The sequence below is a fragment of the Streptomyces sp. NPDC047002 genome (genome assembly GCF_040704505.1).
Taxonomy (GTDB): domain Bacteria; phylum Actinomycetota; class Actinomycetes; order Streptomycetales; family Streptomycetaceae; genus Streptomyces.
Window position 1 is genome coordinate 240,013 of record NZ_JBEYWC010000004.1, and the last position, 21,408, is coordinate 261,420.

Genomic DNA, 21,408 nt, shown 5'->3' on the forward strand with positions numbered 1-21,408 from the left:
GTGTACTCCGGATCGTGACCGACACCTGTGTGCGCCTGTGGCGGAGGGTCCATATGGACCTCGTCCGCTATGCGGGCTGTGTGTGTCGCCCCTCCTGCTGATTCGCCTTCTCCTCCCTCTCGCGCGCTCCGCGCCGCACCGCCCTGCCCGCGTACCGGGCGGTCGGGGGCGGCCCCTCGCGCGCATCGCGAACTCTTCTCCAGGACGGCGCCATGTCTGTTTCCGCATCCCCCGCCCCCTCGTCCGACCCCGCCGCACCGGCCCGCTCCGCCGCGCGGACCGCGGGCCCCTCGGCGGCCGAACTCCTCGCCTTCGTCCGTGCGACGGCCGCGGACGAGACGCTGGTCTCCTCGCTGCCGCTCGACCCCGAGGGCCGTACGTGGATCCGCCTCCGAGGCCCCGCGGGCAGCGAGGCCTGGCTGATCGGCTGGCCGCCCGGCACCGGCACCGGCTGGCACGACCACGGCGGCTCGCACGGCGCGTTCGCCACGGCGGCGGGCGCGCTCAGGGAGGACTCGCTGGCCGCCCGGCTGCCCACCGAGGGCTGGAAGACCCTGGAACTCGCCGAGGGCGTGGACCGCGGGCGGGTGCTCGACGCGGGTGACGCGCGGGCGTTCGGCGAGCACCATGTGCACGAGGTGCGCAACGAGTCGGGCACGCGGCACGCCGTCTCGGTGCACGCCTACTACCCGCCGCTGCCCCTGATGCGCCGCTACAGCAGGACCGGCCAGGTGCTGCGGCTCGAAGAGGTCGAACTTCCCGAGGAGTGGCAGTGAGCGCAGCGGCAGAACCCGCGGGCCCCGCATCGGTCGACGAGGTGCTGGAGCGTGCCAGGGCGGGCCTCGACAGGGTCGGCCCCGACGAGGCGCACCGCGCGGTCGCGCGGGACGGCGCGCTGCTCGTCGACATCCGCTACCAGCAGCAGCGGGAGCGCGACGGGGTGATCCCCGGCGCCCTCCAGATCGAGCGCAACGAGCTGGAGTGGCGCCTCGACCCGCAGGGCAGCCACAAGGTCCCCGAGGCGACGGACCACGACCGCAGGATCGTGCTGTTCTGCAACGAGGGCTATGCGTCATCGCTGGCGGCGGCCTCCCTCAGGCAGCTCGGCCTGCACCGCGCGACGGACCTCGTGGGCGGCTTCCAGGCCTGGCGCGCCGCGGGCCTCCCCCTCACCCCCTGACCACGCGGCGGAACCGCTCCGCGCGGGCCCGGCGCCACGGGCCCGCGCGCCGTCCGCCCGGCACCGCTCCGGGCCGGGTCGGAGTGCGCGCGTGGCGGTGTCAGTCGGGGAACGCCTCGTCCAGGCCCTCCGTGTCCTCCCCCTCTTCCTCCAGCGCGCGGCGCACCACCCGCAGCGCCAGCCCCTGGCCGTAGCCCTTGCGGGCGAGCATGCCGACCAGGCGGCGCAGGCGGCGGTCGCGGTCGAGGCCGCGGGTGGAGCGCAGCTTCGCCGCGACCAGGTCGCGCGCCGTGGCCTCCTCGCGCTCCGCGTCGAGCTGTCCGACCGCCTCGTCGATGACCGCGGACTCGACCCCCTTCGTCCGCAGCTCCCGGGCGAGCGCGCGCCGGGCGAGCCCCCGGCCGTGGTGGCGCGACTCCACCCAGGCGCCGGCGAAGGCCGCGTCGTCGACCAGCCCCACGTCCACGAAGCGGGAGAGGACCTCCTCTGCCACCTCGTCCGGGATCTCCCGCTTCCGCAGCGCGTCCGCGAGCTGCTTGCGTGTGCGCGGCATGCCGGTGAGCTGGCGCAGGCAGATCGCCCGCGCCCGCTCGGCCGGGTCCTGGGGCGGCGGCTCCGCCCCGGCCCTCGACGGGTCGGAGCCGCCGCCCGGCCGTGCTGTCCGTCCCCGCTTCCCGCCCCGGCCGCCGGGCACGGCGCGGGAAGGCTCCTCCTCGGGCACGGACGGGTCAGCTCTTGGCGGCCGCGGCCTTGGCCGTCTTGGCCTTGCCCGCAGACGTGGCCGTGGCGGTGGCCGCTCCGGTCGCCGGCGCCGGCACCTGCTTGGCCGCATCGACAGCGGGGGCCGCGAGGCCGGCCGCGCTCTCCGCCGGCTCCTCCGGCCGGACGCCGACCCCCAGCTTCTCGAGGATCTTCTTCTCGATCTCGTTCGCCAGGTCGGGGTTGTCCTTGAGGAAGTTGCGCGCGTTCTCCTTGCCCTGGCCGAGCTGGTCGCCCTCGTACGTGTACCAGGCGCCGGCCTTGCGCACGAAGCCGTGCTCCACGCCCATGTCGATCAGGCCGCCCTCGCGGCTGATGCCCTGCCCGTAGAGGATGTCGAACTCGGCCTGCTTGAACGGCGGGGCGACCTTGTTCTTGACGACCTTGACCCGGGTGCGGTTGCCGACCGCGTCCGTGCCGTCCTTGAGCGTCTCGATGCGGCGGATGTCGAGGCGGACCGAGGCGTAGAACTTGAGGGCCCGGCCACCCGTGGTGGTCTCGGGCGAGCCGAACATCACGCCGATCTTCTCGCGGAGCTGGTTGATGAAGATCGCCGTCGTCTTCGACTGGTTGAGCGCGCTGGTGATCTTCCGCAGCGCCTGGCTCATCAGCCGGGCCTGGAGGCCCACGTGCGAGTCGCCCATCTCGCCCTCGATCTCGGCGCGCGGCACGAGCGCGGCGACGGAGTCGATGACGATCAGGTCGAGCGCGCCGGAACGGACGAGCATGTCCGTGATCTCCAGGGCCTGCTCGCCGTTGTCCGGCTGGGAGAGGATCAGATTGTCGATGTCGACGCCGAGCTTCTTCGCGTACTCGGGGTCGAGCGCGTGCTCCGCGTCCACGAAGGCGACCGCTCCGCCCGCGCGCTGGGCGTTCGCCACGGCGTGCAGGGTGAGGGTCGTCTTGCCCGACGACTCCGGGCCGTACACCTCGACGACGCGGCCGCGGGGCAGCCCGCCCACACCGAGCGCCACGTCGAGCGCGGTCGAGCCGGTGGGGATGACCTCGATCGGCTCGTTGGGCCGCTCGCCTAGGCGCATCACCGCGCCCTTGCCGAACTGCCTCTCGATCTGAGCGAGTGCGGCGTCGAGCGCCTTCTCGCGGTCCGTACCTGCCATGGGTTCCACCCGATTTGCTTGAGTCGATCGCTTCACGTCGATGACGCTATCCCCTGCCACTGACAATGGGTCCGGACGACCGGCAGAGCCTGTGGCGCCAGCACCCCCATAAGAATGGATGTTCGATTTTGATGTCAAGCGCACCACGCGGCACCCGAAGCGCTCTCTCCCTCGGCGGCACCCTGGAGGTCCCCCGCGTCGGCTTCGGCGCCATGCAGCTGCCCGGCCGCTGGGGCGGCGCGCCGCGCTCCGCCGACGAGTCGGCCGCCGTCGCCCGCAGGGCGGTGGAGCTCGGCGCCCTGCACATCGACACGGCGGCCTTCTACTTCGCGGGCGGCGTGCGCGCCAACGACATCCTGCGCAGCGCCCTGCACCCGTACGCCGACGGCGTCTCGATCGCCACCAAGGTCGGCCCGGTCCGCAACCCCGAGGGCGAGATGGTCGGCGAGGCCGAGCCCGGGCAGCTGCGCACCGCCGTGCAGCAGAACCTCAGGGAGCTCGGCCTCGACGTCCTCGACCTCGTGTACCTGCGGGTCGGCGGGGCGGGCGCGCAGCTCGGCGACCGCTTCGCGGCGCTCGCCGAGCTGCGCGACGAGGGGCTCATCCGGCACCTGGGCGTCAGCAACGTGACCGGCCCCCAGCTCGCCGAGGCGCGCGCGATCGCACCGGTGGCCGCCGTGCAGAACCGCTACGGGGTGCTCGACCGGGAGGACGACGCGCTGGTCGACACGTGCACGGCCGCGGGGATCGCGTTCGTCCCGTTCTTCGCGCTCGGCGGCGCGGGCGGCTCGCTCGCCGACGACCGGCTCGCCAAGGTCGCGGAGCGGTACGGCGCGACGCCGCACCAGGTGGCACTGGCCTGGGGGCTCGCCCGTTCGCCGTGGATCGTGCAGATCCCCGGCACGGCCTCGCTCGCGCATCTTGAGGAGAACATGGCGGCGGCCGACCTGGCCCTGACCGACGAGGACATGGCGCTGCTCGCCGCGTGAGCCCGGCCGCCGGGCCGCCGCCGCTGTCGGCGCGCCGGGAGCGCGCGCCGGCCGCGGCCCGGCGGCTCAGAAGACGCGGATCGCGGTGCTCGCCGGGTCCTCGAGCAGCCCGGTGATCTCGTCGTCCAGCCGTACGAGGGTGATCGAGCAGCCCGCCATGTCGAGCGAGGTGCAGTACTCGCCGACGTAGGAGCGGCCCACCGCGATGCCCCGGTCGGCGAGTTGCCTGTGGGCCAGGCCGTAGACGAGGTACAGCTCGCCGATCGGGGTGCCGCCGAGGCCGTTGACCATCAGCGCGACCCGGTCGCCCGAGGCGAACGGCAGGTCGTCGGCGACCGCGGTCACCAGCTCGGCCACGATGTCCCTCGCGGGCGCCAGCTTCTCCCGCCGCCTGCCGGGCTCGCCGTGGATGCCGACGCCCATCTCGACCTCGTCGTCGGGCAGATCGAACAGCGGCGAGCCCTTCGCCGGCGGGGTGCACGCGGTCAGCGCCATGCCCATGGTGCGGGTCACGGAGTTGACCTTCTCGCCGATCCTGCACACCTCGTCCAGGTCGGCGCCGCGCTCCGCCGCGGCCCCGCACGCCTTCATCACGAAGAAGTTGCCCGCGACGCCCCTGCGGCCGACGGTGTAGGTCGAGTCCTGGACGGACACGTCGTCGTCGATGAACAGGGTGCGCACGCGCACGCCGTCCGCCTCCGACAGCTCCTGCGCCATCTCGAAGGCCATCCGGTCGCCGGTGTAGTTGTTGACGAGCAGCAGGACGCCCTTCGGGGAGGCGACCAGCCTGACCGTCTCGTACACGTAGTCGGTGGGCGGCGCGGAGAACACGTCGCCGGGGCAGGCGGCGTTCAGCATGCCCTTGCCCACGGACATCGCGTGCGCGGGCTCGTGTCCCGATCCTGAGCCCTGGACGAGGGCGACCTTGTCGGCGTCCGGCGCATCGGACCGCATGATCAGGTTGAACTCGGGGACGTACCGCAGGCTGTCCGGGTTGGCGAGGGCCAGCCCCTCCAGCATCTCGGGCACGTAGTCCTTGGGGTCGTTGACGAACTTCTTCATCGGAGCGCTCCTGGGTCTCGTCGTCGAGGTGTCGAGGTGGGGCTGCCGGTTTCGGGGGGCTGCGGGCTCAGGGGCGTCCCGGCCACGCGTCGGCGACGCGTTCCGCCATGACGGCCACCGCGACGGCGCCGGCGTCGGGCGAGCCGATGCTGCGCTCGCCGGTGTAGCTCGGCCTGCCGCGCATGGCCTGCATCGCCGTGGTGGCGTCGGCCGCCGCCCGCGCGGCGGACGCGGCGACGCGCGCCAGCTCTGCGGGGGTGCGGGCGGCGTCGGGGGCGCCACCGCCCACCTGCCGCTCCAGCGCGTCCGTCATCGGGATCAGCGCGTCGAGCAGGGTCTTGTCGCCGAGGTCGGACCTGCCGCGCACCTTGATGCCCTCGATCGCGGCCCTGAGCATCGCGACCGCGTCGTGCGCGGTGAGGCCGGCGAGCGACGGCCGGTCGTTCACCGCGGACGCGGCACGCAGGAACGCGGTGCCCCACAGCGGCCCCGAGGTACCGCCCACACGCCGGGAGATGACCAGCGCGACCTTCTTCAGGAACTGGGCGGGGGTGGTGCGGTCGAGGCCGTCCCAGTCCGCGAGGACGATCTCGAAGCCCCGCGCGAGCGAGTAGCCGAAGTCACCGTCCCCGACGACCGCGTCGAGGTCACAGAAGTACCGTTCGTTGTCCACGGCCGTCCTCGCCATGGTCCTGACGACGTGTTCGAGGTCGCTGTCTTCCTGCGGCATGTCCCTCTGCCTCTCCTGGATCGGTCGGGGCCGCGGCCTGCGCGCTGCCGCGCGGCGCGGCGCTCAGGCGCGGCCGCGCGCGGTCCCCCTCCCCCGCAGCGCCGCCAGGTCCGCGAGCCGTACGAAGGGCTCGGGGCGCAGGCCGAGCGGGTCGGCCCGCACCTCGGTGACGGTCTCCTCGGGGGGCGGGTCGCCGAGGGAGGAGACGACGAGCGAGGCACCGGTGAAGTCCTCTTCCGCGGTGTAGGCGCTGGTCGTGACGGCGCAGCCGAGTCCGGCCGCGAGGGCGGCGAGCATGCCGTTCCTGCTGTCCTCGACCACGACGGTGGCGGAGCGGTCGGCGCCGAGGCGCTCCACCGCCAGGTCGTAGATGTCGGGTGCGGGCTTCTTGCGGTCGACGACGTCGCCCGCGAAGACGGCAAAGCGGTGGGCGAGCTCCTTGCCGACGGCGAGGTCGAGCACGCTGCGCACGGAAGGCTCCGCCGAGGTGGAGGCGACCGCGAGCGTCCATCCCCCGTCGGCTGCCTCCGCCGCGATCCGCCGCACGCCGGGGCGCGGCGGGATGGCGCCGCCCGCGATGATGCCGGTGTAGATCTCCGTCTTGCGCCGGTGCCACGCCGCGACCTCGGCGTCGAGGGCCGCCGGGTCGTCGGGCAGACCCGCGGCCGCGCGGAAGTCGGGGGTCAGCAGGGTCCTCATCCGCTCCTTGCCGCCGCCGACCGCGACGAGGCGCGCGTACGCGGCGTCGCTCCAGCGGACCGGCAGGCCGAACTCCTCGAAGGTCTGGTTGAACGCGGGCAGATGGCCGTGGCGCTCGGTGTCGGCGAGGACGCCGTCGCAGTCGAAGACGAGGGCGGGCACGGCGCTCACCCGGCCCCGCCCGCGGGGGCGTGCGCGCGGCCCGCGCTGCCGAACAGCGTCATCAGGGACCCGGCGAGCTCGACGACATCGGCGCGCACCGCGCGGAACAGCGCGGGCGGGTCCCACGTGCCGCGCTCGGCGGCCTCGGTGAGGAAGGCGAGGTTGGACTGCATGTACGTCTCCTTGAGCGCGGTCGATATGTTGACTTTCGCGCAGCCGCGGGAGATCAGCTCGTGGAACTGGGCGTCGGACATGCCGCTGCCGCCGTGCAGGGCGATGGGCAGCGGGTACGCGGCGACGATGTCGGAGACCCGGTCGAAGTCGAGCACCGGCGCCCGCTTGTAGTGGCCGTGCGCGTTGCCGATCGCGGGCGCGAAGACGTCGACGCCGGTCGTGCGCAGGAAGTCGAGCGCGACCCGGAGGTCCTGCCGCGCGGCCTCCGTCTCGCTGCCGACGCCGTCCTCGACGCCGGTGATGGACTCGATCTCGCCCTCGACGTCGGCGCCGTGGCCGCGTGCCTCGGCGACGACCTCGACCGTCTGCCGCATGTTCTCCTCGACGGGCAGGTGGGAGGCGTCGAAGAGGACGGAGTTCCAGCCGGTGCGCAGGCACTCGGAGATCACCGCACGCTCCGGACAGTGGTCCAGGTGGAGGGTGACGGGCACCTCGATGCCCGCCGTCATCGCGGCCCACATCGCGTACAGCACGTCGCTGCCGATGGACTTCACGGTCTTCACCGAGGTCTGCACGATGAGCGGGGACGCCTGCTCCACGGCGGCGCCGAGCACCGCCTCCAGGGTCAGGTCGTTGACGATGTTGATCGCGGGGACGCCGTAACGCCTGTCGAAGGCGTCGGACAGGATGTCGGTCAGCGGTACGACGGGCACGGCACGCTCCAGGGTTCTCCGGCCGCGCCGCGCGCGGCGCTCGCATGCGCCTGACGCCCTCGACGCTAGGCGCAGGGGGCGCGCGGGTCGCGGGGGAATCTCCCCATCGGCGAGTAGGGAATCCCCGCAGGCGGCGGCTCAGTGCTGGGCGGCCCGGTGGGCGAGCGCCGTGCGGTTGGGCGCGCCGGTCTTGCGCAGCACGGCCCCCACGTGCTTCTCGACGGTCTTGACGGAGATCCCGAGCGCCGAGGCGATCCTCTTGTCCGGCAGCCCCTGCTCGACCAGCGCGCGCACCTCGCGCTCCCGGTCGGTGAGCGACTCGGGCCGCGGCCCGTCCCGGTCGGCGAACCGGCGCAGCACGCGCTCGCTGAGCAGGGCGTCCCCGCGCACCGCCGCCAGCACGGCGCGGACCACGGCGGGCCCGTCGAGGTCGGAGCCGACACAGCCGCGCGCACCCGCCTGCACGGCCTCCTTGAGCAGTTCGTCGCCGAGGTCGTCGGTCATCACGAGGACCGCGGTCGCGGGGCTCGCGGCCCGTACGTACGAGGTCAGGCGGGCGCCGTCGAGCCCCGGCATCCGCAGGTCGAGCAGGACGACATCGGGTTCGAGCACACGCACGGCCTCCACGACCTCCCGCGCGTCCCCGACCTCCCCGACGACCTCGACGCCCGGCTCCCCGCCGCCGAGGAGGCGCACCAGCCCCGCCCTCACGACGGGCCTGCGGTCCACGACGAGCACCCGGCAGGCCCGCACGGCGCCCGCGCCCGGCTCCGCACCGTCGCGGGCGTAGGGGATCCGCAGCCTGATGCGGGTGCCCCAGCCGGGCGTGGACTCGACCTGGAGCTCCGCGCCGAGCCGGCGGGCCCGGGTGACGATGCCGGTGAGCCCGAGCCCGGCGCGCCGCACGGACGGGTCCTGCGGGTCGAAGCCGCGGCCGTCGTCCTCCACGACCACGGACAGCTCGGCGTCCCCGTACAGCACGCCCACCCTGACCTGGGAGGCCGCCGCGTGCGCCACCACGTTGGTCAGCGCCTCCTGGGCGAGCCGCAGGGCCGTGGCGCGCAGGTCGGGGTCGAGCGGCCTGGGCTCGCCCGTGACGACGAGGTCCGTACGGACCGGGGCGGTGGAGCGCACCCAGTCGAGCTCGACGGCGAGCGCCTCGTCGAGAGAGGCCAGGTCGAGCAGCGAGGGGCCGAGGCCGAGCACGGTGCGCCGGGTCTCGCGCAGCGCCGCGCGTGCGGCGGCGCGTGCCGCGTCGAGGCGGCCGCCGGGGTCCTGGACGGCGGCCGCGTCCATATGGGTGATGATCGAGCCGAGGGCGCGGGCGACGGTGTCGTGCACGTCCCGCACCACGCGCTCGCGCTCCGCGCCCACGGCGAGCCTCCTGGCACGCTCCTCGGCGTCGCGATGCAGGCGCGCGTTGGCGATGGCGATCGCGGCGTGCCGGGCGAAAAGACCGAGGAGGTCCACGTCCTCGCAGGTGAAACGGGTCGCGGGCTCGGTGCTGAAGACGACGCAGACGCCGATGATCGCGCCGCGCCACTCGATGGGGACGGCGACGGTCGCGTGCAGCCGCTCCCGGTCCGCAGGGTCGACATGGCCGCCGCGCACCTCGCTGTAGCTGTCGAAGAGGCAGGGGCCCCGGCGGGCGACGACGGCGCCGGTCGCGCCCTCGGCCAGCGGGAACACCCGGCCCTCCTGGCAGCCGACGCCCAGGTCGGCCTCCTTGCGGTAGGTGCCGGCCCGCTCGTCGACGGTGCTGATGGATCCTGCGCCGGCCCCGAGCAGCGCGACGGCCCTGCGCAGGATCCGGTGCAGCAGGGGCTGGAGCGCGAACTGCCCCGCGAGGTCCTCCACGGCGCCGCTCAACGCGTCGAGCTGCGCGTCCGTACTGGCACGGCCGGCGCGGACGCTCCGTACGGGCTCACCCGTGAGCCCGCCCACAGATCCCATGCGATCAGCCTAACGGCGCCGCTCGCTCCACGCCCCGGCCGTGCGGGGAGGGTGGCGGGCCTCCGCCGCGCCGGCGGCCGCGGCCCGCCTCCGTGTGGATGCGGCGTGCGGTCGCCCGGGGCACACTGCCAGGACGTAAAGGCCGACGCCGGCGCGTCCCGGCCCGAGGAGGCAGTCGTGGCGAGGCCAGCGGTACCCCGCACACCGGCCCTCATACCGGCGCTCGCGCTGGGCGGTGCCTGGTGGTGGGCGGTGGTGCGGCTGGCCCTGGCCCCCGAGCGCACCGGGGCCGTCGAGCGGGTCGTCGTGGCGGGTGGCTGGGGGCTGAGCCTGCTCCCGGTGCACGTGGCGTCCAGGTCCGCCCTGGCCGCCGAGCGCGCGGCCCGCGACCGCCGCAGACGGGACAGGGCGCGCGGGCCGCGCGAGCCGGGCTTCGCGATGCCGTACACGCCGTACGAGGGCGGGTACGGGTACGGATACGGCCCGGCGGACTACGGGGGCTACGGGGACTCCGGGTACGGCCCCGAGGACGGTGGCTGCGGGCCCGGCTACCCGTACCCGTACGGCGCGGACCCATACGGGTACGGGTACGGGCCCGAGGCCGGGGCGCCGGGGGAGCCGCCGTACGGGCCCGGGCCCGGGCCCGGGCCCGGGGAGCCGCCCTGTGCCGGCGGGCCGTACCCGTACGGGCCGTACGAGGGCCCCGGCGGCACCGGCAACGGGGACGACGGCAGCGGCGGCGCGTACCGCCCGCCGGGCGCGCGCTGAGCGGCGGCCGGCCGGCCGGGTCAGACGGCGCCGGGGGCCGCGAGGACCGCCTTGCGGTGGCTGAAGGTCTCCATCGAGTAGGGGCCGTGGTAGCGGCCCATGCCGCTCTCGCCGACACCGCCGAACGGCAGGTCGGGCACGCCGAGGTGGGCGACAGGGGCGCCGAAGGTGACGGCGCCCGACGAGGTCTCGGTGAGCAGCCGCTCGCGGGTGGTGGCGGAGCCCGTGAAGGCGTACAGGGCGAGCGGCTTGTCGCGGGCGACGATGAACGCGATGGCCTCGTCGAGGCCCTGGACCTCCACGACCGGCAGGATGGGGCCGAAGATCTCCTCGCGCATCACCGGCGCGTCGGGCGAGACGCCGGTCAGCACGGTCGGGGCGAGGTAGCGCGTGGCGCGGTCCCGGCCGCCGCCGACCGCCGCGGTGCCGGAGTCGAGCAGGCCGCTCAGCCGGTCGAAGTGGCGCTCGTTGACGATCCGCCCGTAGCCGGGCGACGTCGCGGCGTCCTCACCGTGGACGGCGCGGATCTCCGCGGCGAGCGCCGCCACCAGGCGGGGCGCGGTGCCGGGATCCGTGAGGACGTAGTCGGGCGCGACGCAGGTCTGGCCCGCGTTCATGAACTTGGTGGCGACGAGGCGGGTGGCCGCCTCGGCGACGTCGGCGTCCCGGTCGACGAACACCGGCGACTTGCCGCCCAGTTCGAGCGTGACCGGAGTGAGGTGCTCGGCCGCCGCCCGCATCACGATGCGGCCCACGGTGCCGTTGCCGGTGTAGAAGATGTGGTCGAAGCGCTGTGCGAGCAGGGCCGTGGTCTCCGGGATGCCGCCCTCCACGACCGCGACCGCCTCCGGGTCGAGGAAGCGGGGCACGAGCCGGGCCAGCAGGGCCGAGGTGGCGGGGGCCAGCTCGCTCGGCTTGACGAGCACGCAGTTGCCCGCGGCGAGGGCGCCGGCCAGCGGAGCGAGGACGAGCTGCGCGGGGTAGTTCCACGGGCCGATCACGAGGGCCACGCCGAGCGGTTCGAGCACGCTCCAGGCCGTGGAGCCCGCGAGGCGCTCGGGGACCGGCGCAGGCGTGGGCCGGGTCCACGCGTCGAGGTGGGCGAGCGCGTGGTCGATCTCCCGAACGGTGAAGGCGACCTCGGTCCTGACCGCCTCCTCCTCGCCCTTGCCGAGGTCGGCGTGGAGCGCGGCCACGAAGTCGCCCTGGTGCTCGGTGAGCAGCGCGCGCAGCGCGGTGAGCTGCCGCGTCCGCCAGTCGTTCCCCTTGGTGCGGCCGGTGCGGAACGTGGCGCGCAGCCTGGCGGTGGTGTCGGTTACGGGATCGGACACGGGTCGTGCGCTCCTTCGAAGATGTCGCTTTCTTATGGTCTTGTGCGTTTCTGACCGTTTGCACAACGCATCACAGGACGGACCTCATCCGTCCCGGGCGGCGAGGTGGCTCACATTCCGGACCGGTCGCCGGGGCCGCTCCCCGGGCGCCGCCGGTCCAGCAGCCTCCCGCGCAGCGCGCGCAGGCCCCGGGGCAGCGGGCCGTCGGGCCGCGCGCCGCCGCCGCGCCCGGGCTCCCCGCCCGTGCGGGGGCCTCTGCTGCCGGGGACGGACGGCTCGTCGAGCACGTCGTAGCGCCGCACGTACGCCCCGAGGAACGCCTGGAGCGTGGCGACCGCGGGGATGGCGATGATCGCGCCCACGGCGCCGAGCAGCGCGGTCCCCGCGATCACCGAGCCGAAGGCGACCGCGGGGTGGATGTCCACGCTCTTGGCGGTGAGCTTCGGCTGGAGCAGGTAGTTCTCGAACTGCTGGTAGACCACGACGAAGCCGAGGACCCACAGCGCGTACCAGGGGTTGACGGTGAACGCGACCAGCATCGGCAGGGCGCCCGCGAGATAGGTGCCGATGGTCGGCACGAACTGCGAGATGAGCCCCACCCACACGCCGAGCACCGGCGCGTACGGGATGCCGAGGATCTGGAGCAGCACGTAGTGCGCGACGCCGGAGACCAGGGCCATCAGACCGCGCGAGTAGAGGTAGCCGCCGGTCTTGTCGACCGCGATCTCCCAGGCGCGGCGCACCTCGGCCTGCCGGGCCGGCGGCAGCACGGAGCACAGGGCGCGGCGCAGCCTGGGGCCGTCGGCGGCGAAGTAGAAGGAGAACAGCAGGACCGTCAGCAGCCGGAACAGTCCGCCGAGCACCGTTGTGGAGACGTCGAGCACGCCGCTCGCGCTGTTCTGCACGTACCGCTGGAGCCAGTCCGAGTGAAGCAGGCTGTCCTGGATCTGGAGGCGGGAGAGGCTGGTGTGGAAGTGGCCGTTGGTCCAGCTGATCACCGAGTCCAGGTACTGCGGGAAGTCGTCGATCATCTGCGTGATCTGTCCTGCGAGCATCGAGCCGAGCATCACGACGAAGCCGGCGCTGAACGCCACGACGCCGAGGAAGACCAGGAACGTCGCGAGCCCCCTGCGGATGCCGCGCGCGGCCATCCTGCTGACGGCGGGCTCGACCGCGAGGCCGAGGAAGAAGGCGATCAGCACGTTGACCAGCAGACCGACCAGCTGGTGGAATGCCCAGCTGCCGAGCTGGAAGCAGGCGTAGAGCCCCAGCACGAGCACGGCGGCGCGGGGCAGCCAGCGCGGCATCCGGGCACGGCCGTCCGAGGGCGGTGGTGCGGTCTGGGAGGAGGTCAGGGGCGCGGCGGCGCCGGCCGCGCTCTCGTCTGTGGGTGCCACGGTGCAAGTCTCGCCCACCGGCGGGGCGAACCCGGCACGCGCTGATCACGAACCGGACGCAGATTCCGCCGCGGGCCGCGCGCGGCCCGCCGGGCCGCCCGGCGCTTCGCCTCCGGGACCGCCGTCGCCGTGCCTAGCGCTTCTCCTCGGGGACCGCCATCGCCTCGCAGACGGCACGCCACACGTCCTTCGCGTCCCAGCCCGCGGCCAGGGCCTCGTGCACCGTGCGGCCGCCGAGTTCTGACATCACATGGTCGCGCGCGAAGGAGTCGGCGTAGGCGGGGCCGAAGTGCTCGGCCATCCGCTCCCAGAAAATCGTCAACCGCATGCGCCCCAGTATCCCGCCGGCGCTTCGGTCAGCCGCCGAGGGCCCGGACGCCGGCGGTGACCGCGACGGCGGCCCCGACCACCACGAGGAACGGCGCCCTGAGCACCAGCGCGAACACCGCCGCGCCGAGCCCCGCCGCGCGGGCGTCCAGCACGAGGTGGCTGCCCGTGCTGAACGCCTGCTGCGCGGTGAGCGCCGCGAGCAGCGCCACCGGCAGCAGGGCGGCGAGCCGCCGCACGAGCGGGCGCTCCAAAGCTCCCGCGGGCACCAGGAGCCCCAGCAGTTTCACGAGGTAGCAGCCCGCAGCGGTGACCAAGATCGCGATCCAGCCGGTCATGCGCCCCCTCCCTCTTCCGGGCCGCGCCCGCGCACCGCTTCCGGCCCGTGCCCGCGCACCGCGCGGAACCCGAGCACCGCCGGTGCGGCGAGCGCCGCAGCGAGTACCGGGACGCCCGCGGGCAGGACGGGCAGCAGCCCGAGCCCCAGCGCGACGGCGAGCCCGGCGACCGCACGCTCGGTCCCGGTGCGCAGCATCGGGGCGAGGAGCGCGAGGAAGACGGCGGGGCCCGCCGCGTCGAGACCCCAGGCCGAGGTTTCGCCGAGCGCCCTGGCGCCGAGCGCGCCCGCCCAGGTGGTGAGGTTCCACAGCGCGTACAGGGTGGCGCCCGTGACGGTGAAGCCGATCCTGGCGCCCCGCCGGTCCTTCCGGGTGAGGGAGACCGCGGTCGTCTCGTCGATGACCCAGTGCGCGGCGAGCGGCCGCACCGCGCGCGGCAGCCGCAGCAGCTGCGAGAGCCGCAGGCCGTAGAAGGTGTTGCGCACGCCGAGGAAGAGGGCGCCGGCCGCGGCGGCGAACGGCCCCGCGCCGCCGGCGAGCGCGCCGACCAGCGCGAACTGCGAGGCGCCCGTGAACACCAGCAGGCTCAGCGCGCACGCCTGCCACACGGAGAGCCCGGCGCCCGCCGCGGTCACACCGAACGCGAAGCCGGACAGGCCGACGGCCACGCCGACGCCGAGCGCGTCCCGTACGACGGCCGCGTCCCCGCGGGCCTCGGCGTCCTGCGGGCTCTGGGACCCCGGCGGGCGGGGCGGGGCGGTTTCCTGTGCTCGTTCCACGCCCGCACGCTACGGGCGGGGGTGCCGCGCGGTCTTGTACGTTCTTGCGGCCGCGATCCGCTCGCGCCTGTAGGCGCCCGGCGGCACGCCCACGATGCGGCTGAAGTGCCGGTTGAGGTGCGGCTGGTCGCTGAAGCCGACCTCGGCCGCGGTGTGCGCGGGCGCGTGCCCCGCGTCGAGCAGCCGCCGCGCCGCCCGTACCCTGGCGTCGGTGAGCCAGGCGTGCGGCGGCATCCCGTACGCCTCCTTGAAGGCGCGCAGCAGCGGGAAGGGTCCTGTGCCCACGGCGTCGGCGAGCTCGGCGAGCGACGGCGGGTCCGCGAGCCGCTCCAGCAGTACGGCCCTGGCGCGCGCGGCCGCCCTGGCGCCGGCCCCGCGCACGGTGCGCGCGGGCAGCCTGCCGCCGTTGCTGCGGATCAGCCGCGTCACGACGGTCCGCAGCAGGGTGTCGGCTGCGAGCGCGTTGCCCTCGTCGGCTGCGCGCAGCACCCCGTGCACCAGACGCGCGGTGTGCGCGTCGTCGAGCACCGGCGAGACGAAGCCGGGGGCGCCGCGCAGGCCCGTCGTCTCCGCCGCGATCGCGGCGACCACGTCGGCCGACGGGTAGAGCGCCCCGTACCGCCAGCCCTCCGGCTCCTTGGCGAAGCCGGTGTGCGGCGTGTCCGGGTTGATCAGGGCGAGGCCGCCGGGGCCCGCGTAGCGGTCGGCGCCGCCGTGGTGGAAACCCTCGACGCCGTGCGAGATGGCGGCGATGACGTAGGTCTCGTGGGTGTGGCGCAGGAACGTCTTGCGGACGTAGCGGGCCCGCAGCAGGTCGACGCCGGGCAGATCGGGGTAGAGCCAGTGCCGTGCCTGCTCGCGCCCGGCCGCGCCGGGGCCCCGCGCGGGCGCCGGCCCGCCCGCCGCCTGCGCGTCGGCCGCTGCGCCGTCCCCCGGCCCGTGTGCCGGGCGGCCCGTACCCGTTCCCATCGCTCCATTCTGCGGTGTTGTCGGTGGCGGGGTGCACGATGGGGGCATGGCAGGCAGCGCGCTCGACTCGTTCTCCCCCGCGACCCGCGGCTGGTTCTCGGGCGCCTTCTCCGCGCCCACCGCGGCGCAGGAGGGTGCGTGGCGCGCGATCGGCGAGGGCTCGGACGTGCTGGTGGTGGCGCCGACGGGCTCGGGCAAGACGCTCGCCGCGTTCCTCGCGGCGCTGGACCGGCTGGCGTCGGTGCCGCAGCCCGCCGAGGCGAAGAAGCGCTGCCGCGTGCTGTACGTGTCGCCGCTGAAGGCCCTCGCGGTGGACGTCGAGCGCAATCTGCGCAGCCCGCTCACGGGCATCAGGCAGGAGTCGGTGCGGCGCGGGCTGCCCGAGCCCGACATCCGCGTCGGCATCCGGTCGGGCGACACGCCCGCGGCCGACCGGCGGTCCTTCGCGACCCGGCCGCCGGACATCCTGATCACGACGCCCGAGTCGCTGTTCCTCATGCTGACCTCGTCGGCGCGGGACGCGCTCGCGGGGGTGGAGACGGTGATCCTCGACGAGGTGCACGCCGTGGCGGGCACCAAGCGCGGCGCCCACCTCGCCCTGTCCCTGGAGCGCCTCGACGAGCTGCTGCCCCGCCCGGCCCGCAGGATCGGTCTCTCCGCGACCGTGCGCCCCGTGGAGGAGGTGGCGCGCTTCCTCTCCCCGCAGCGCCGGGTGGAGATCGTGCAGCCGCCCTCGGGCAAGGAGTTCGACCTGTCGGTGGTCGTGCCGGTGGAGGACCTCGGCGAGCTCGGCGGCCCGCCCGCCGCCGGCAGCGGCGGCGAAGGGCCCGCGGGCGGCGAGAAGCCGTCGATCTGGCCGCATGTCGAGGAGCGCATCGCCGACCTCGTCCAGGCCCATCGCTCGACCATCGTCTTCGCCAACTCGCGGCGCCTCGCCGAGCGGCTGTGCAACCGGCTCAACGAGATCGCGTACGAGCGCGCCACGGGCGAGGCCATGCCCGCCGACCACGCGCCCGCCGAGGTGATGGCGCAGGCGGGCGCGGCGCAGGGCGCGCCGCCGCTGCTGGCCCGCGCCCACCACGGCTCGGTGTCGAAGGAGCAGCGGTCCCAGGTCGAGGAGGACCTGAAGGCGGGCCGCCTGCCCGCGGTGGTGGCGACGTCCAGCCTTGAGCTGGGCATCGACATGGGGGCGGTCGACCTGGTCGTGCAGGTCGAGTCGCCGCCCTCCGTCGCCTCCGGGCTCCAGCGGGTGGGGCGCGCGGGGCACCAGGTGGGCGCGGTCTCCACCGGCGTGGTCTTCCCCAAGTACCGCGGCGACCTGGTGCAGGCGGCGGTGGTCACAGAGCGCATGCGGGAGGGGGCGATCGAGGCGCTGCGGGTGCCCGCCAACCCGCTGGACGTGCTGGCGCAGCAGCTCGTCGCGATGGTCGCGCTCGACGCCCGGCAGGCGGATGACCTGCTGGCGACGGTGCGGCGGGCCGCGCCGTTCGCCTCGCTGCCGGAGTCGGCGTTCACCGGGGTGCTCGACATGCTGGCGGGCCGCTATCCCTCGGACGCGTTCGCCGAGCTGCGCCCGCGCGTGGTGTGGGACCGCGTCGCCGGCACGGTCACGGGGCGGCCGGGCGCGCAGCGCCTCGCCGTCACCTCGGGCGGCACGATCCCGGACCGCGGCCTGTTCGGCGTCTTCCTCGCGGGCGCCGACCCGAAGAAGGGCGGCGGCCGGGTCGGCGAGCTCGACGAGGAGATGGTCTACGAGTCCCGGGTGGGCGACGTCTTCACGCTCGGCACGACCTCGTGGCGGATCGAGGACATCACCCGCGACCGGGTCCTGGTGACGCCCGCGCCCGGCACGCCGGGCCGACTGCCGTTCTGGAAGGGCGACCAGCTGGGCCGCCCGCTGGAGCTGGGCCGCGCGGTCGGTGCCTTCCTGCGCGAGATCGGCGCGCTCGGCGACGAGGACGCCAGGCTGCGGCTGATGACGGCGGGCCTCGACGCCTGGGCGGCGGGCAACGTCCTGTCGTATCTGGAGGAGCAGCGCAGGGCGTGCGGGCATGTGCCCGACGACCGGACGATCGTGGTGGAGCGCTTCCGCGACGAGCTGGGCGACTGGCGCGTGGTGGTCCACTCGCCGTTCGGCGCGCAGGTCCACGCCCCGTGGGCGCTGGCGCTCGGCGCCCGCCTCGCCGAGCGGTACGGGATGGACGCGCAGGTGATGCACGCGGACGACGGCATCGTGCTGCGCCTGCCCGACGCCGACCTGATGGGCTTCGACCTGCTGGACGCGGACCCCGCGGCCGCGGAGGCGACGTACGACGGCGAGCAGGCCCCGATCGGGGCGGGCGACGTGGCGTTCGACGCGGGGGACGTGCGCGGCGTCGTCACGGACCAGGTCGGCGGCTCCGCGCTGTTCGCGGCCAGGTTCCGGGAGTGCGCGGCCCGCGCGCTGCTGCTGCCGCGCCGCAACCCCGGCAGGCGCACCCCGCTGTGGCAGCAGCGGCAGCGGGCCGCGCAGCTGCTCCAGGTGGCGAGCGAGTTCGGCTCGTTCCCGATCGTCCTCGAAGCGGTGCGCGAGTGCCTCCAGGACGTGTTCGACGTGCCGGGCCTCACGGAGCTGATGGGCGACATCGAGGCGCGCCGGGTCCGGCTCGTGGAGGTCACGACGACGGAGCCCTCGCCGTTCGCCCGCTCGCTCCTGTTCGGCTATGTCGCGCAGTTCCTGTACGAGGGCGACTCTCCGCTCGCGGAGCGCAGGGCCGCCGCGCTCTCGCTCGACTCCCGGCTGCTCGCCGAGCTGCTCGGCCAGGCCGAGCTGCGGGAGCTGCTCGACCCCGAGGTGCTCGCGGAGCTGGAGCGCGAGCTCCAGTGGCTGACGGACGACCGGCGGATCAAGGACGCCGAGGGCGTGGCCGACCTGCTGCGGGTGCTCGGCCCGCTGACCGGGGCCGAGCTCGCCGGGCGGGGCGCCGAGCCAGGCTGGGCCGAGGAGCTCGAAGCGGCGCGGCGCGCGATCCGGGTGCGGATCGCCGGGTCCTGGCACTGGGCCGCGGTCGAGGACGCGGGCAGGCTGCGGGACGCGCTGGGCACGGCACTGCCCGTCGGGGTGCCCGAGGCGTTCACCGAGCCCGTCAAGGACCCGCTGGGCGACCTGCTCGCCCGGCACGCCCGCACGCACGGGCCGTTCACCTCGGCCTCGGCAGCGGCGCGCTTCGGCCTCGGCACGGCCGTCACCGACGGCGCCCTGCACCGGCTCGCGGCCACCGGCCGGGTCGTGCAGGGCGAGTTCCATCCTGAGGGCATCGGCCAGGAGTGGTGCGACGCGACGGTGCTGCGCCGGCTCAGGCGCAGGTCGCTCGCGGCGCTGCGGGAGGAGCTCGAACCGGTCGCGCCGGCGGCGCTCGCGTCGTTCCTGCCGCAGTGGCAGCACCTGGGCGCGCACCGGCTGCGCGGCGTCGACGGTCTGGCGCGCGCCGTCGAGCAGCTCCAGGGCGCCGCGGTCCCCGCGTCCGCGCTGGAGCGGCTCGTCCTCCCGTCCCGGGTCGCCGGCTACACGCCCGCCCTGCTGGACGAGCTGACGACCACAGGCGAGGTGCTCTGGGCGGGCGCGGGCGCCCTGCCGGGCAAGGACGGCTGGGTGGCGCTGTATCCGGCGGACTCCGCGCCGCTGCTGCTGCCGCCCGCGCACCCGCTGGAGACCACCGCGCTGCACGAGTCCGTCCTGACGGCGCTGAGCGGGGGCTACGGCCTGTTCTTCCGGCAGATCGCCGAGCAGGTGCGCGCCACCACCCATCCGGACGCCACGGACCCGCAGCTCGCGGACGCCGTCTGGGACCTGGCCTGGTCGGGCCGGCTCACCAACGACACGCTCGCGCCGCTGCGGTCCTTCCTCGGCTCGGGCCGTACGGCGGGCTCGACGGCGCACCGCGCCCGCAGACCCGTCCCCCGCGGCCGGTACGGGTCGCTGACGGCCGCCGCGCGCACCGCGTCGCGCGCGGGCCCGCCCACGGTCAGCGGGCGCTGGTCGCTGCTGCCCGGCAGGGAGCAGGACCCCACGCACCGGGCGCACGCGCTCGCGCACGCCCTGCTGGACCGGCACGGCGTGGTGACGCGCGGCGCGGTCGCAGCGGAGGGCGTCGAGGGCGGCTTCTCCGCGGTGTACCGCGTGCTGTCCGCGTTCGAGGACAGCGGGCAGGCGCGCCGCGGCTATGTGGTGGAGGGCCTCGGCGCGGCGCAGTTCGCGATGGACGGCGCCGTGGACCGGCTGCGGGCGGCGGCCACCGCGCGGGAGCGCGCCGCCGAGTCGCCTGAGCCGCAGGCGGCGGTGCTCGCGGCGGCCGACCCGGCGAGCGCGTACGGCGCCGCCCTGCCGTGGCCCGAGCCGCCGGAGGGTGCGAGCCACAAGCCGGGCCGCAAGGCGGGCTCGCTCGTCGTGCTGGTCGACGGCGAGCTGACGCTGTACATGGAGCGCGGCGGCAGGACGCTGCTGTCGTGGGCGCCCGATCCGGACTCCCCCGCGCTGCGCGCCGCGGCCGGGGCGCTGGCCTCGGCGGCAGCGGCGGGCGCGATCGGCACGGTCACCGTGGAGCGGGTGAACGGCGCCGCGGCGCTCACCTCGCCGTTCGGCCGGGCGCTGGAGGCCGCGGGCTTCCACGCGACGCCGCGCGGCCTGCGCCTGAGGGCGTGAGGAGGGGTGCCGGAGGGAGACACGGTGTGGCGGGCCGCCAGGGCGCTGCACGCCGCGCTCGCGGGCCATGAGCTGGTCCGCAGCGATCTGCGGGTGCCGAGGTTCGCGACGTCGGACCTGACGGGGCGGGCCGTCCTCGATGTGACGCCGCGCGGCAAGCACCTGATGACCCGCGTCGAGGGCGGTCTCACGCTCCACTCCCACCTCGGCATGGAGGGCGCGTGGAAGGTGTACGCGCCGCAGCGGCGCTGGGGCGGGGGCCCGGCGCACGAGATCCGGGCGATCCTCGGCGTTGCGTCGGCGACGGCCGTCGCGTACCGACTGAAGGTCCTTGAGCTGGTCCGCACGGAGCGGGAGGCGGCCGTCGTCGGCCATCTGGGCCCCGACCTCCTCGGCCCCGACTGGGACGCGGACCTGGCCCTGGCCAACCTGCTGGCACAGCCGGCGCGGCCCGTCGGCGAGGCCCTGCTCGACCAGCGCAATCTGGCCGGGATCGGCAACATCTTCAAGTCGGAGGCGTGCTTCGTGGCCCGCGCCCACCCGTGGAGCCCCGTGGGCGAGGTGCGCGGCCCCGAGCGTCTGGTGGAGGCCGCAAGGCGCCTCCTGGAACTCAACAAGCGGGTGTCGAGCGGCAGCCGCCGCCTGCATGTCTTCGGCCGCAGGAACCTGCCCTGCCCGCGCTGCCGCACCCTGATCCGCAGGGACCCGCAGCTGGACCGGCCCACGTACTGGTGCCCGCGCTGCCAGCCGCCCCCGGCGCCCTGAGCGGCCCTCCTGGGCCGCGGGCGCGGGTCCCGGCACGGCGAAGCCCCCGGCAGGTACCGCGGGGTACCTGCCGGGGGCTCGCTTCTGACCTGGGGTGCCGCTAGGCGGCGACCACGTCGACCGCTTCGGTCGGCGCCTTGATCGTCACACGTTCCGTCGGCACCTTCGGCACCGATGTCACGGGCACGGAGCCCAGCATCGGACGTACTGGTGCGGGCACAGGCTCGTCGGCCGCAGCCGACGCCGCCAGCTCCGCCAACGACAGCTCGTCGCTCACTTCCCTCATGAGCTCGGACATCCGTACGTCAAGCGCGTCGCAGATGGCGGAGAGCAGTTCGGAGGACGCCTCCTTCTGCCCCCGCTCCACCTCGGAGAGATAGCCGAGTGAGACTCGGGCGGACGAGGAGACTTCGCGCAGAGTACGGCCCTGGCGTTGGCGCTGCCGACGCAGCACGTCACCCAGCAGGCGACGGAGCAGGATCATCGGTGGCTCCCTCCTCGGACCGCGTAGCCG

The 21,408-nt window shown here is 75.0% G+C and carries 21 protein-coding genes; 7 read left to right on the top strand and 14 right to left on the bottom strand.

The features are described from left to right. Window positions 1–29: 29 nt before the first annotated feature. From AB0910_RS06810 to AB0910_RS06820, 3 genes are all read left to right on the top strand, one after another. A complete protein-coding gene (locus AB0910_RS06810) occupies window positions 30–101 on the top strand; it encodes a putative leader peptide (RefSeq protein ID WP_309544753.1) in 72 nt (23 codons plus the stop codon). 111 nt (window positions 102–212) lie between these two features. Beyond that, a complete protein-coding gene (locus AB0910_RS06815; protein ID WP_366743458.1) occupies window positions 213–776 on the top strand; it encodes a cysteine dioxygenase in 564 nt (187 codons plus the stop codon). Next, window positions 773–1,180 (top strand): rhodanese-like domain-containing protein, encoded by a 408-nt coding sequence (locus tag AB0910_RS06820; RefSeq protein ID WP_366743459.1) that lies wholly within the window; start codon window positions 773–775, stop codon window positions 1,178–1,180. The genes AB0910_RS06815 and AB0910_RS06820 overlap by 4 nt, the downstream gene beginning before the upstream one ends. A gap of 100 nt (window positions 1,181–1,280) precedes the next feature. Here the strand turns inward: AB0910_RS06820 and recX are convergent, their stop codons facing one another. Then, window positions 1,281–1,901 (bottom strand): recombination regulator RecX, encoded by a 621-nt coding sequence (gene recX, locus AB0910_RS06825; protein WP_366743460.1) that lies wholly within the window; start codon window positions 1,899–1,901, stop codon window positions 1,281–1,283. Window positions 1,902–1,908: 7 nt separating this feature from the next. Further along, a complete protein-coding gene (gene recA / locus AB0910_RS06830; protein WP_366743461.1) occupies window positions 1,909–3,057 on the bottom strand; it encodes a recombinase RecA in 1,149 nt (382 codons plus the stop codon). A 131-nt stretch (window positions 3,058–3,188) separates the two neighbouring features. Between recA and AB0910_RS06835 the strand changes: the two genes are divergently transcribed. Continuing rightward, on the top strand, window positions 3,189–4,046 hold the full coding sequence (locus AB0910_RS06835; RefSeq protein WP_366743462.1) for an oxidoreductase: 858 nt from the start codon (window positions 3,189–3,191) through the stop codon (window positions 4,044–4,046). A 66-nt stretch (window positions 4,047–4,112) separates the two neighbouring features. On the opposite strand, the gene dhaK is transcribed toward AB0910_RS06835, so the two are convergent. From dhaK to AB0910_RS06860, 5 genes are all read right to left on the bottom strand, one after another. Then, the gene (gene dhaK / locus AB0910_RS06840; RefSeq protein WP_366743463.1) at window positions 4,113–5,108 is read right to left on the bottom strand and encodes a dihydroxyacetone kinase subunit DhaK; all 996 of its coding nucleotides are present in this window, start codon (window positions 5,106–5,108) and stop codon (window positions 4,113–4,115) included. Window positions 5,109–5,175: 67 nt separating this feature from the next. After that, the gene (dhaL, locus tag AB0910_RS06845) at window positions 5,176–5,838 is read right to left on the bottom strand and encodes a dihydroxyacetone kinase subunit DhaL (protein WP_366743464.1); all 663 of its coding nucleotides are present in this window, start codon (window positions 5,836–5,838) and stop codon (window positions 5,176–5,178) included. A 63-nt stretch (window positions 5,839–5,901) separates the two neighbouring features. After that, the gene (locus tag AB0910_RS06850) at window positions 5,902–6,708 is read right to left on the bottom strand and encodes an HAD-IA family hydrolase (protein WP_366743465.1); all 807 of its coding nucleotides are present in this window, start codon (window positions 6,706–6,708) and stop codon (window positions 5,902–5,904) included. Next, window positions 6,705–7,586 carry a class II fructose-bisphosphate aldolase gene (locus tag AB0910_RS06855; RefSeq protein ID WP_366743466.1) on the bottom strand — a complete coding sequence of 294 codons (882 nt, stop codon included), beginning with the start codon at window positions 7,584–7,586 and terminating at the stop codon, window positions 6,705–6,707. The genes AB0910_RS06850 and AB0910_RS06855 overlap by 4 nt, the downstream gene beginning before the upstream one ends. 138 nt (window positions 7,587–7,724) lie before the next feature. Next, window positions 7,725–9,539, bottom strand: coding sequence for a response regulator (locus AB0910_RS06860; protein ID WP_366743467.1), 1,815 nt, complete (start codon window positions 9,537–9,539; stop codon window positions 7,725–7,727). 177 nt (window positions 9,540–9,716) lie between these two features. On the opposite strand from AB0910_RS06860, the gene AB0910_RS06865 reads away from it, so the two are divergent. Beyond that, a complete protein-coding gene (locus AB0910_RS06865; RefSeq protein WP_366743494.1) occupies window positions 9,717–10,307 on the top strand; it encodes a hypothetical protein in 591 nt (196 codons plus the stop codon). 20 nt (window positions 10,308–10,327) lie between these two features. On the opposite strand, the gene AB0910_RS06870 is transcribed toward AB0910_RS06865, so the two are convergent. The 6 genes from AB0910_RS06870 to AB0910_RS06895 form a co-directional block, all read right to left on the bottom strand. Continuing rightward, window positions 10,328–11,638, bottom strand: a complete 1,311-nt coding sequence (locus AB0910_RS06870) for an aldehyde dehydrogenase family protein (protein WP_366743468.1) — start codon at window positions 11,636–11,638, stop codon at window positions 10,328–10,330. A 110-nt stretch (window positions 11,639–11,748) separates the two neighbouring features. Continuing rightward, window positions 11,749–12,945, bottom strand: a complete 1,197-nt coding sequence (locus AB0910_RS06875; protein WP_366743490.1) for an AI-2E family transporter — start codon at window positions 12,943–12,945, stop codon at window positions 11,749–11,751. A gap of 223 nt (window positions 12,946–13,168) precedes the next feature. Then, window positions 13,169–13,363, bottom strand: coding sequence for a DUF3046 domain-containing protein (locus AB0910_RS06880; protein ID WP_366743469.1), 195 nt, complete (start codon window positions 13,361–13,363; stop codon window positions 13,169–13,171). A 28-nt stretch (window positions 13,364–13,391) separates the two neighbouring features. Next, window positions 13,392–13,700, bottom strand: coding sequence for an AzlD domain-containing protein (locus AB0910_RS06885; RefSeq protein ID WP_366743470.1), 309 nt, complete (start codon window positions 13,698–13,700; stop codon window positions 13,392–13,394). Beyond that, complete coding sequence (locus tag AB0910_RS06890) at window positions 13,697–14,479, bottom strand: AzlC family ABC transporter permease (protein ID WP_366743471.1); 783 nt, start codon at window positions 14,477–14,479, stop codon at window positions 13,697–13,699. Before AB0910_RS06890 ends, AB0910_RS06885 begins: the two co-directional genes overlap by 4 nt. A 9-nt stretch (window positions 14,480–14,488) precedes the next feature. Further along, entirely contained in the window at window positions 14,489–15,448 is a 960-nt protein-coding gene (locus AB0910_RS06895) for an AraC family transcriptional regulator (protein WP_366743472.1), read from the bottom strand. A 46-nt stretch (window positions 15,449–15,494) separates the two neighbouring features. Here AB0910_RS06895 and AB0910_RS06900 point away from each other — a divergent pair, with 46 nt between their 5' ends. Further along, a complete protein-coding gene (locus AB0910_RS06900) occupies window positions 15,495–20,129 on the top strand; it encodes an ATP-dependent helicase (RefSeq protein WP_366743473.1) in 4,635 nt (1,544 codons plus the stop codon). Between the two features lie 6 nt (window positions 20,130–20,135). Next, window positions 20,136–20,894 carry a DNA-formamidopyrimidine glycosylase family protein gene (locus AB0910_RS06905; RefSeq protein ID WP_366743474.1) on the top strand — a complete coding sequence of 253 codons (759 nt, stop codon included), beginning with the start codon at window positions 20,136–20,138 and terminating at the stop codon, window positions 20,892–20,894. Window positions 20,895–20,994: 100 nt separating this feature from the next. Here AB0910_RS06905 and AB0910_RS06910 read toward each other — a convergent pair whose 3' ends face one another. Beyond that, window positions 20,995–21,378, bottom strand: a complete 384-nt coding sequence (locus AB0910_RS06910; protein ID WP_345640164.1) for a helix-turn-helix transcriptional regulator — start codon at window positions 21,376–21,378, stop codon at window positions 20,995–20,997. Between the last annotated feature and the right edge of the window lie 30 nt (window positions 21,379–21,408).

Bases quoted from the DNA above. Each gene is read 5' to 3' on its own strand.
- AB0910_RS06815 (WP_366743458.1), top strand. From the start codon at position 213: ATGTCTGTTTCCGCATCCCCCGCCCCCTCGTCCGACCCCGCCGCACCG.
- recA (WP_366743461.1), bottom strand. From the start codon at position 3,057: ATGGCAGGTACGGACCGCGAGAAGGCGCTCGACGCCGCACTCGCTCAG.
- AB0910_RS06835 (WP_366743462.1), top strand. From the start codon at position 3,189: ATGTCAAGCGCACCACGCGGCACCCGAAGCGCTCTCTCCCTCGGCGGC.
- dhaK (WP_366743463.1), bottom strand. From the start codon at position 5,108: ATGAAGAAGTTCGTCAACGACCCCAAGGACTACGTGCCCGAGATGCTG.
- dhaL (WP_366743464.1), bottom strand. From the start codon at position 5,838: ATGCCGCAGGAAGACAGCGACCTCGAACACGTCGTCAGGACCATGGCG.
- AB0910_RS06860 (WP_366743467.1), bottom strand. From the start codon at position 9,539: ATGGGATCTGTGGGCGGGCTCACGGGTGAGCCCGTACGGAGCGTCCGC.
- AB0910_RS06875 (WP_366743490.1), bottom strand. From the start codon at position 12,945: ATGCCGCGCTGGCTGCCCCGCGCCGCCGTGCTCGTGCTGGGGCTCTAC.
- AB0910_RS06880 (WP_366743469.1), bottom strand. From the start codon at position 13,363: ATGCGGTTGACGATTTTCTGGGAGCGGATGGCCGAGCACTTCGGCCCC.
- AB0910_RS06885 (WP_366743470.1), bottom strand. From the start codon at position 13,700: ATGACCGGCTGGATCGCGATCTTGGTCACCGCTGCGGGCTGCTACCTC.
- AB0910_RS06895 (WP_366743472.1), bottom strand. From the start codon at position 15,448: ATGGGAACGGGTACGGGCCGCCCGGCACACGGGCCGGGGGACGGCGCA.
- AB0910_RS06900 (WP_366743473.1), top strand. From the start codon at position 15,495: ATGGCAGGCAGCGCGCTCGACTCGTTCTCCCCCGCGACCCGCGGCTGG.
- AB0910_RS06910 (WP_345640164.1), bottom strand. From the start codon at position 21,378: ATGATCCTGCTCCGTCGCCTGCTGGGTGACGTGCTGCGTCGGCAGCGC.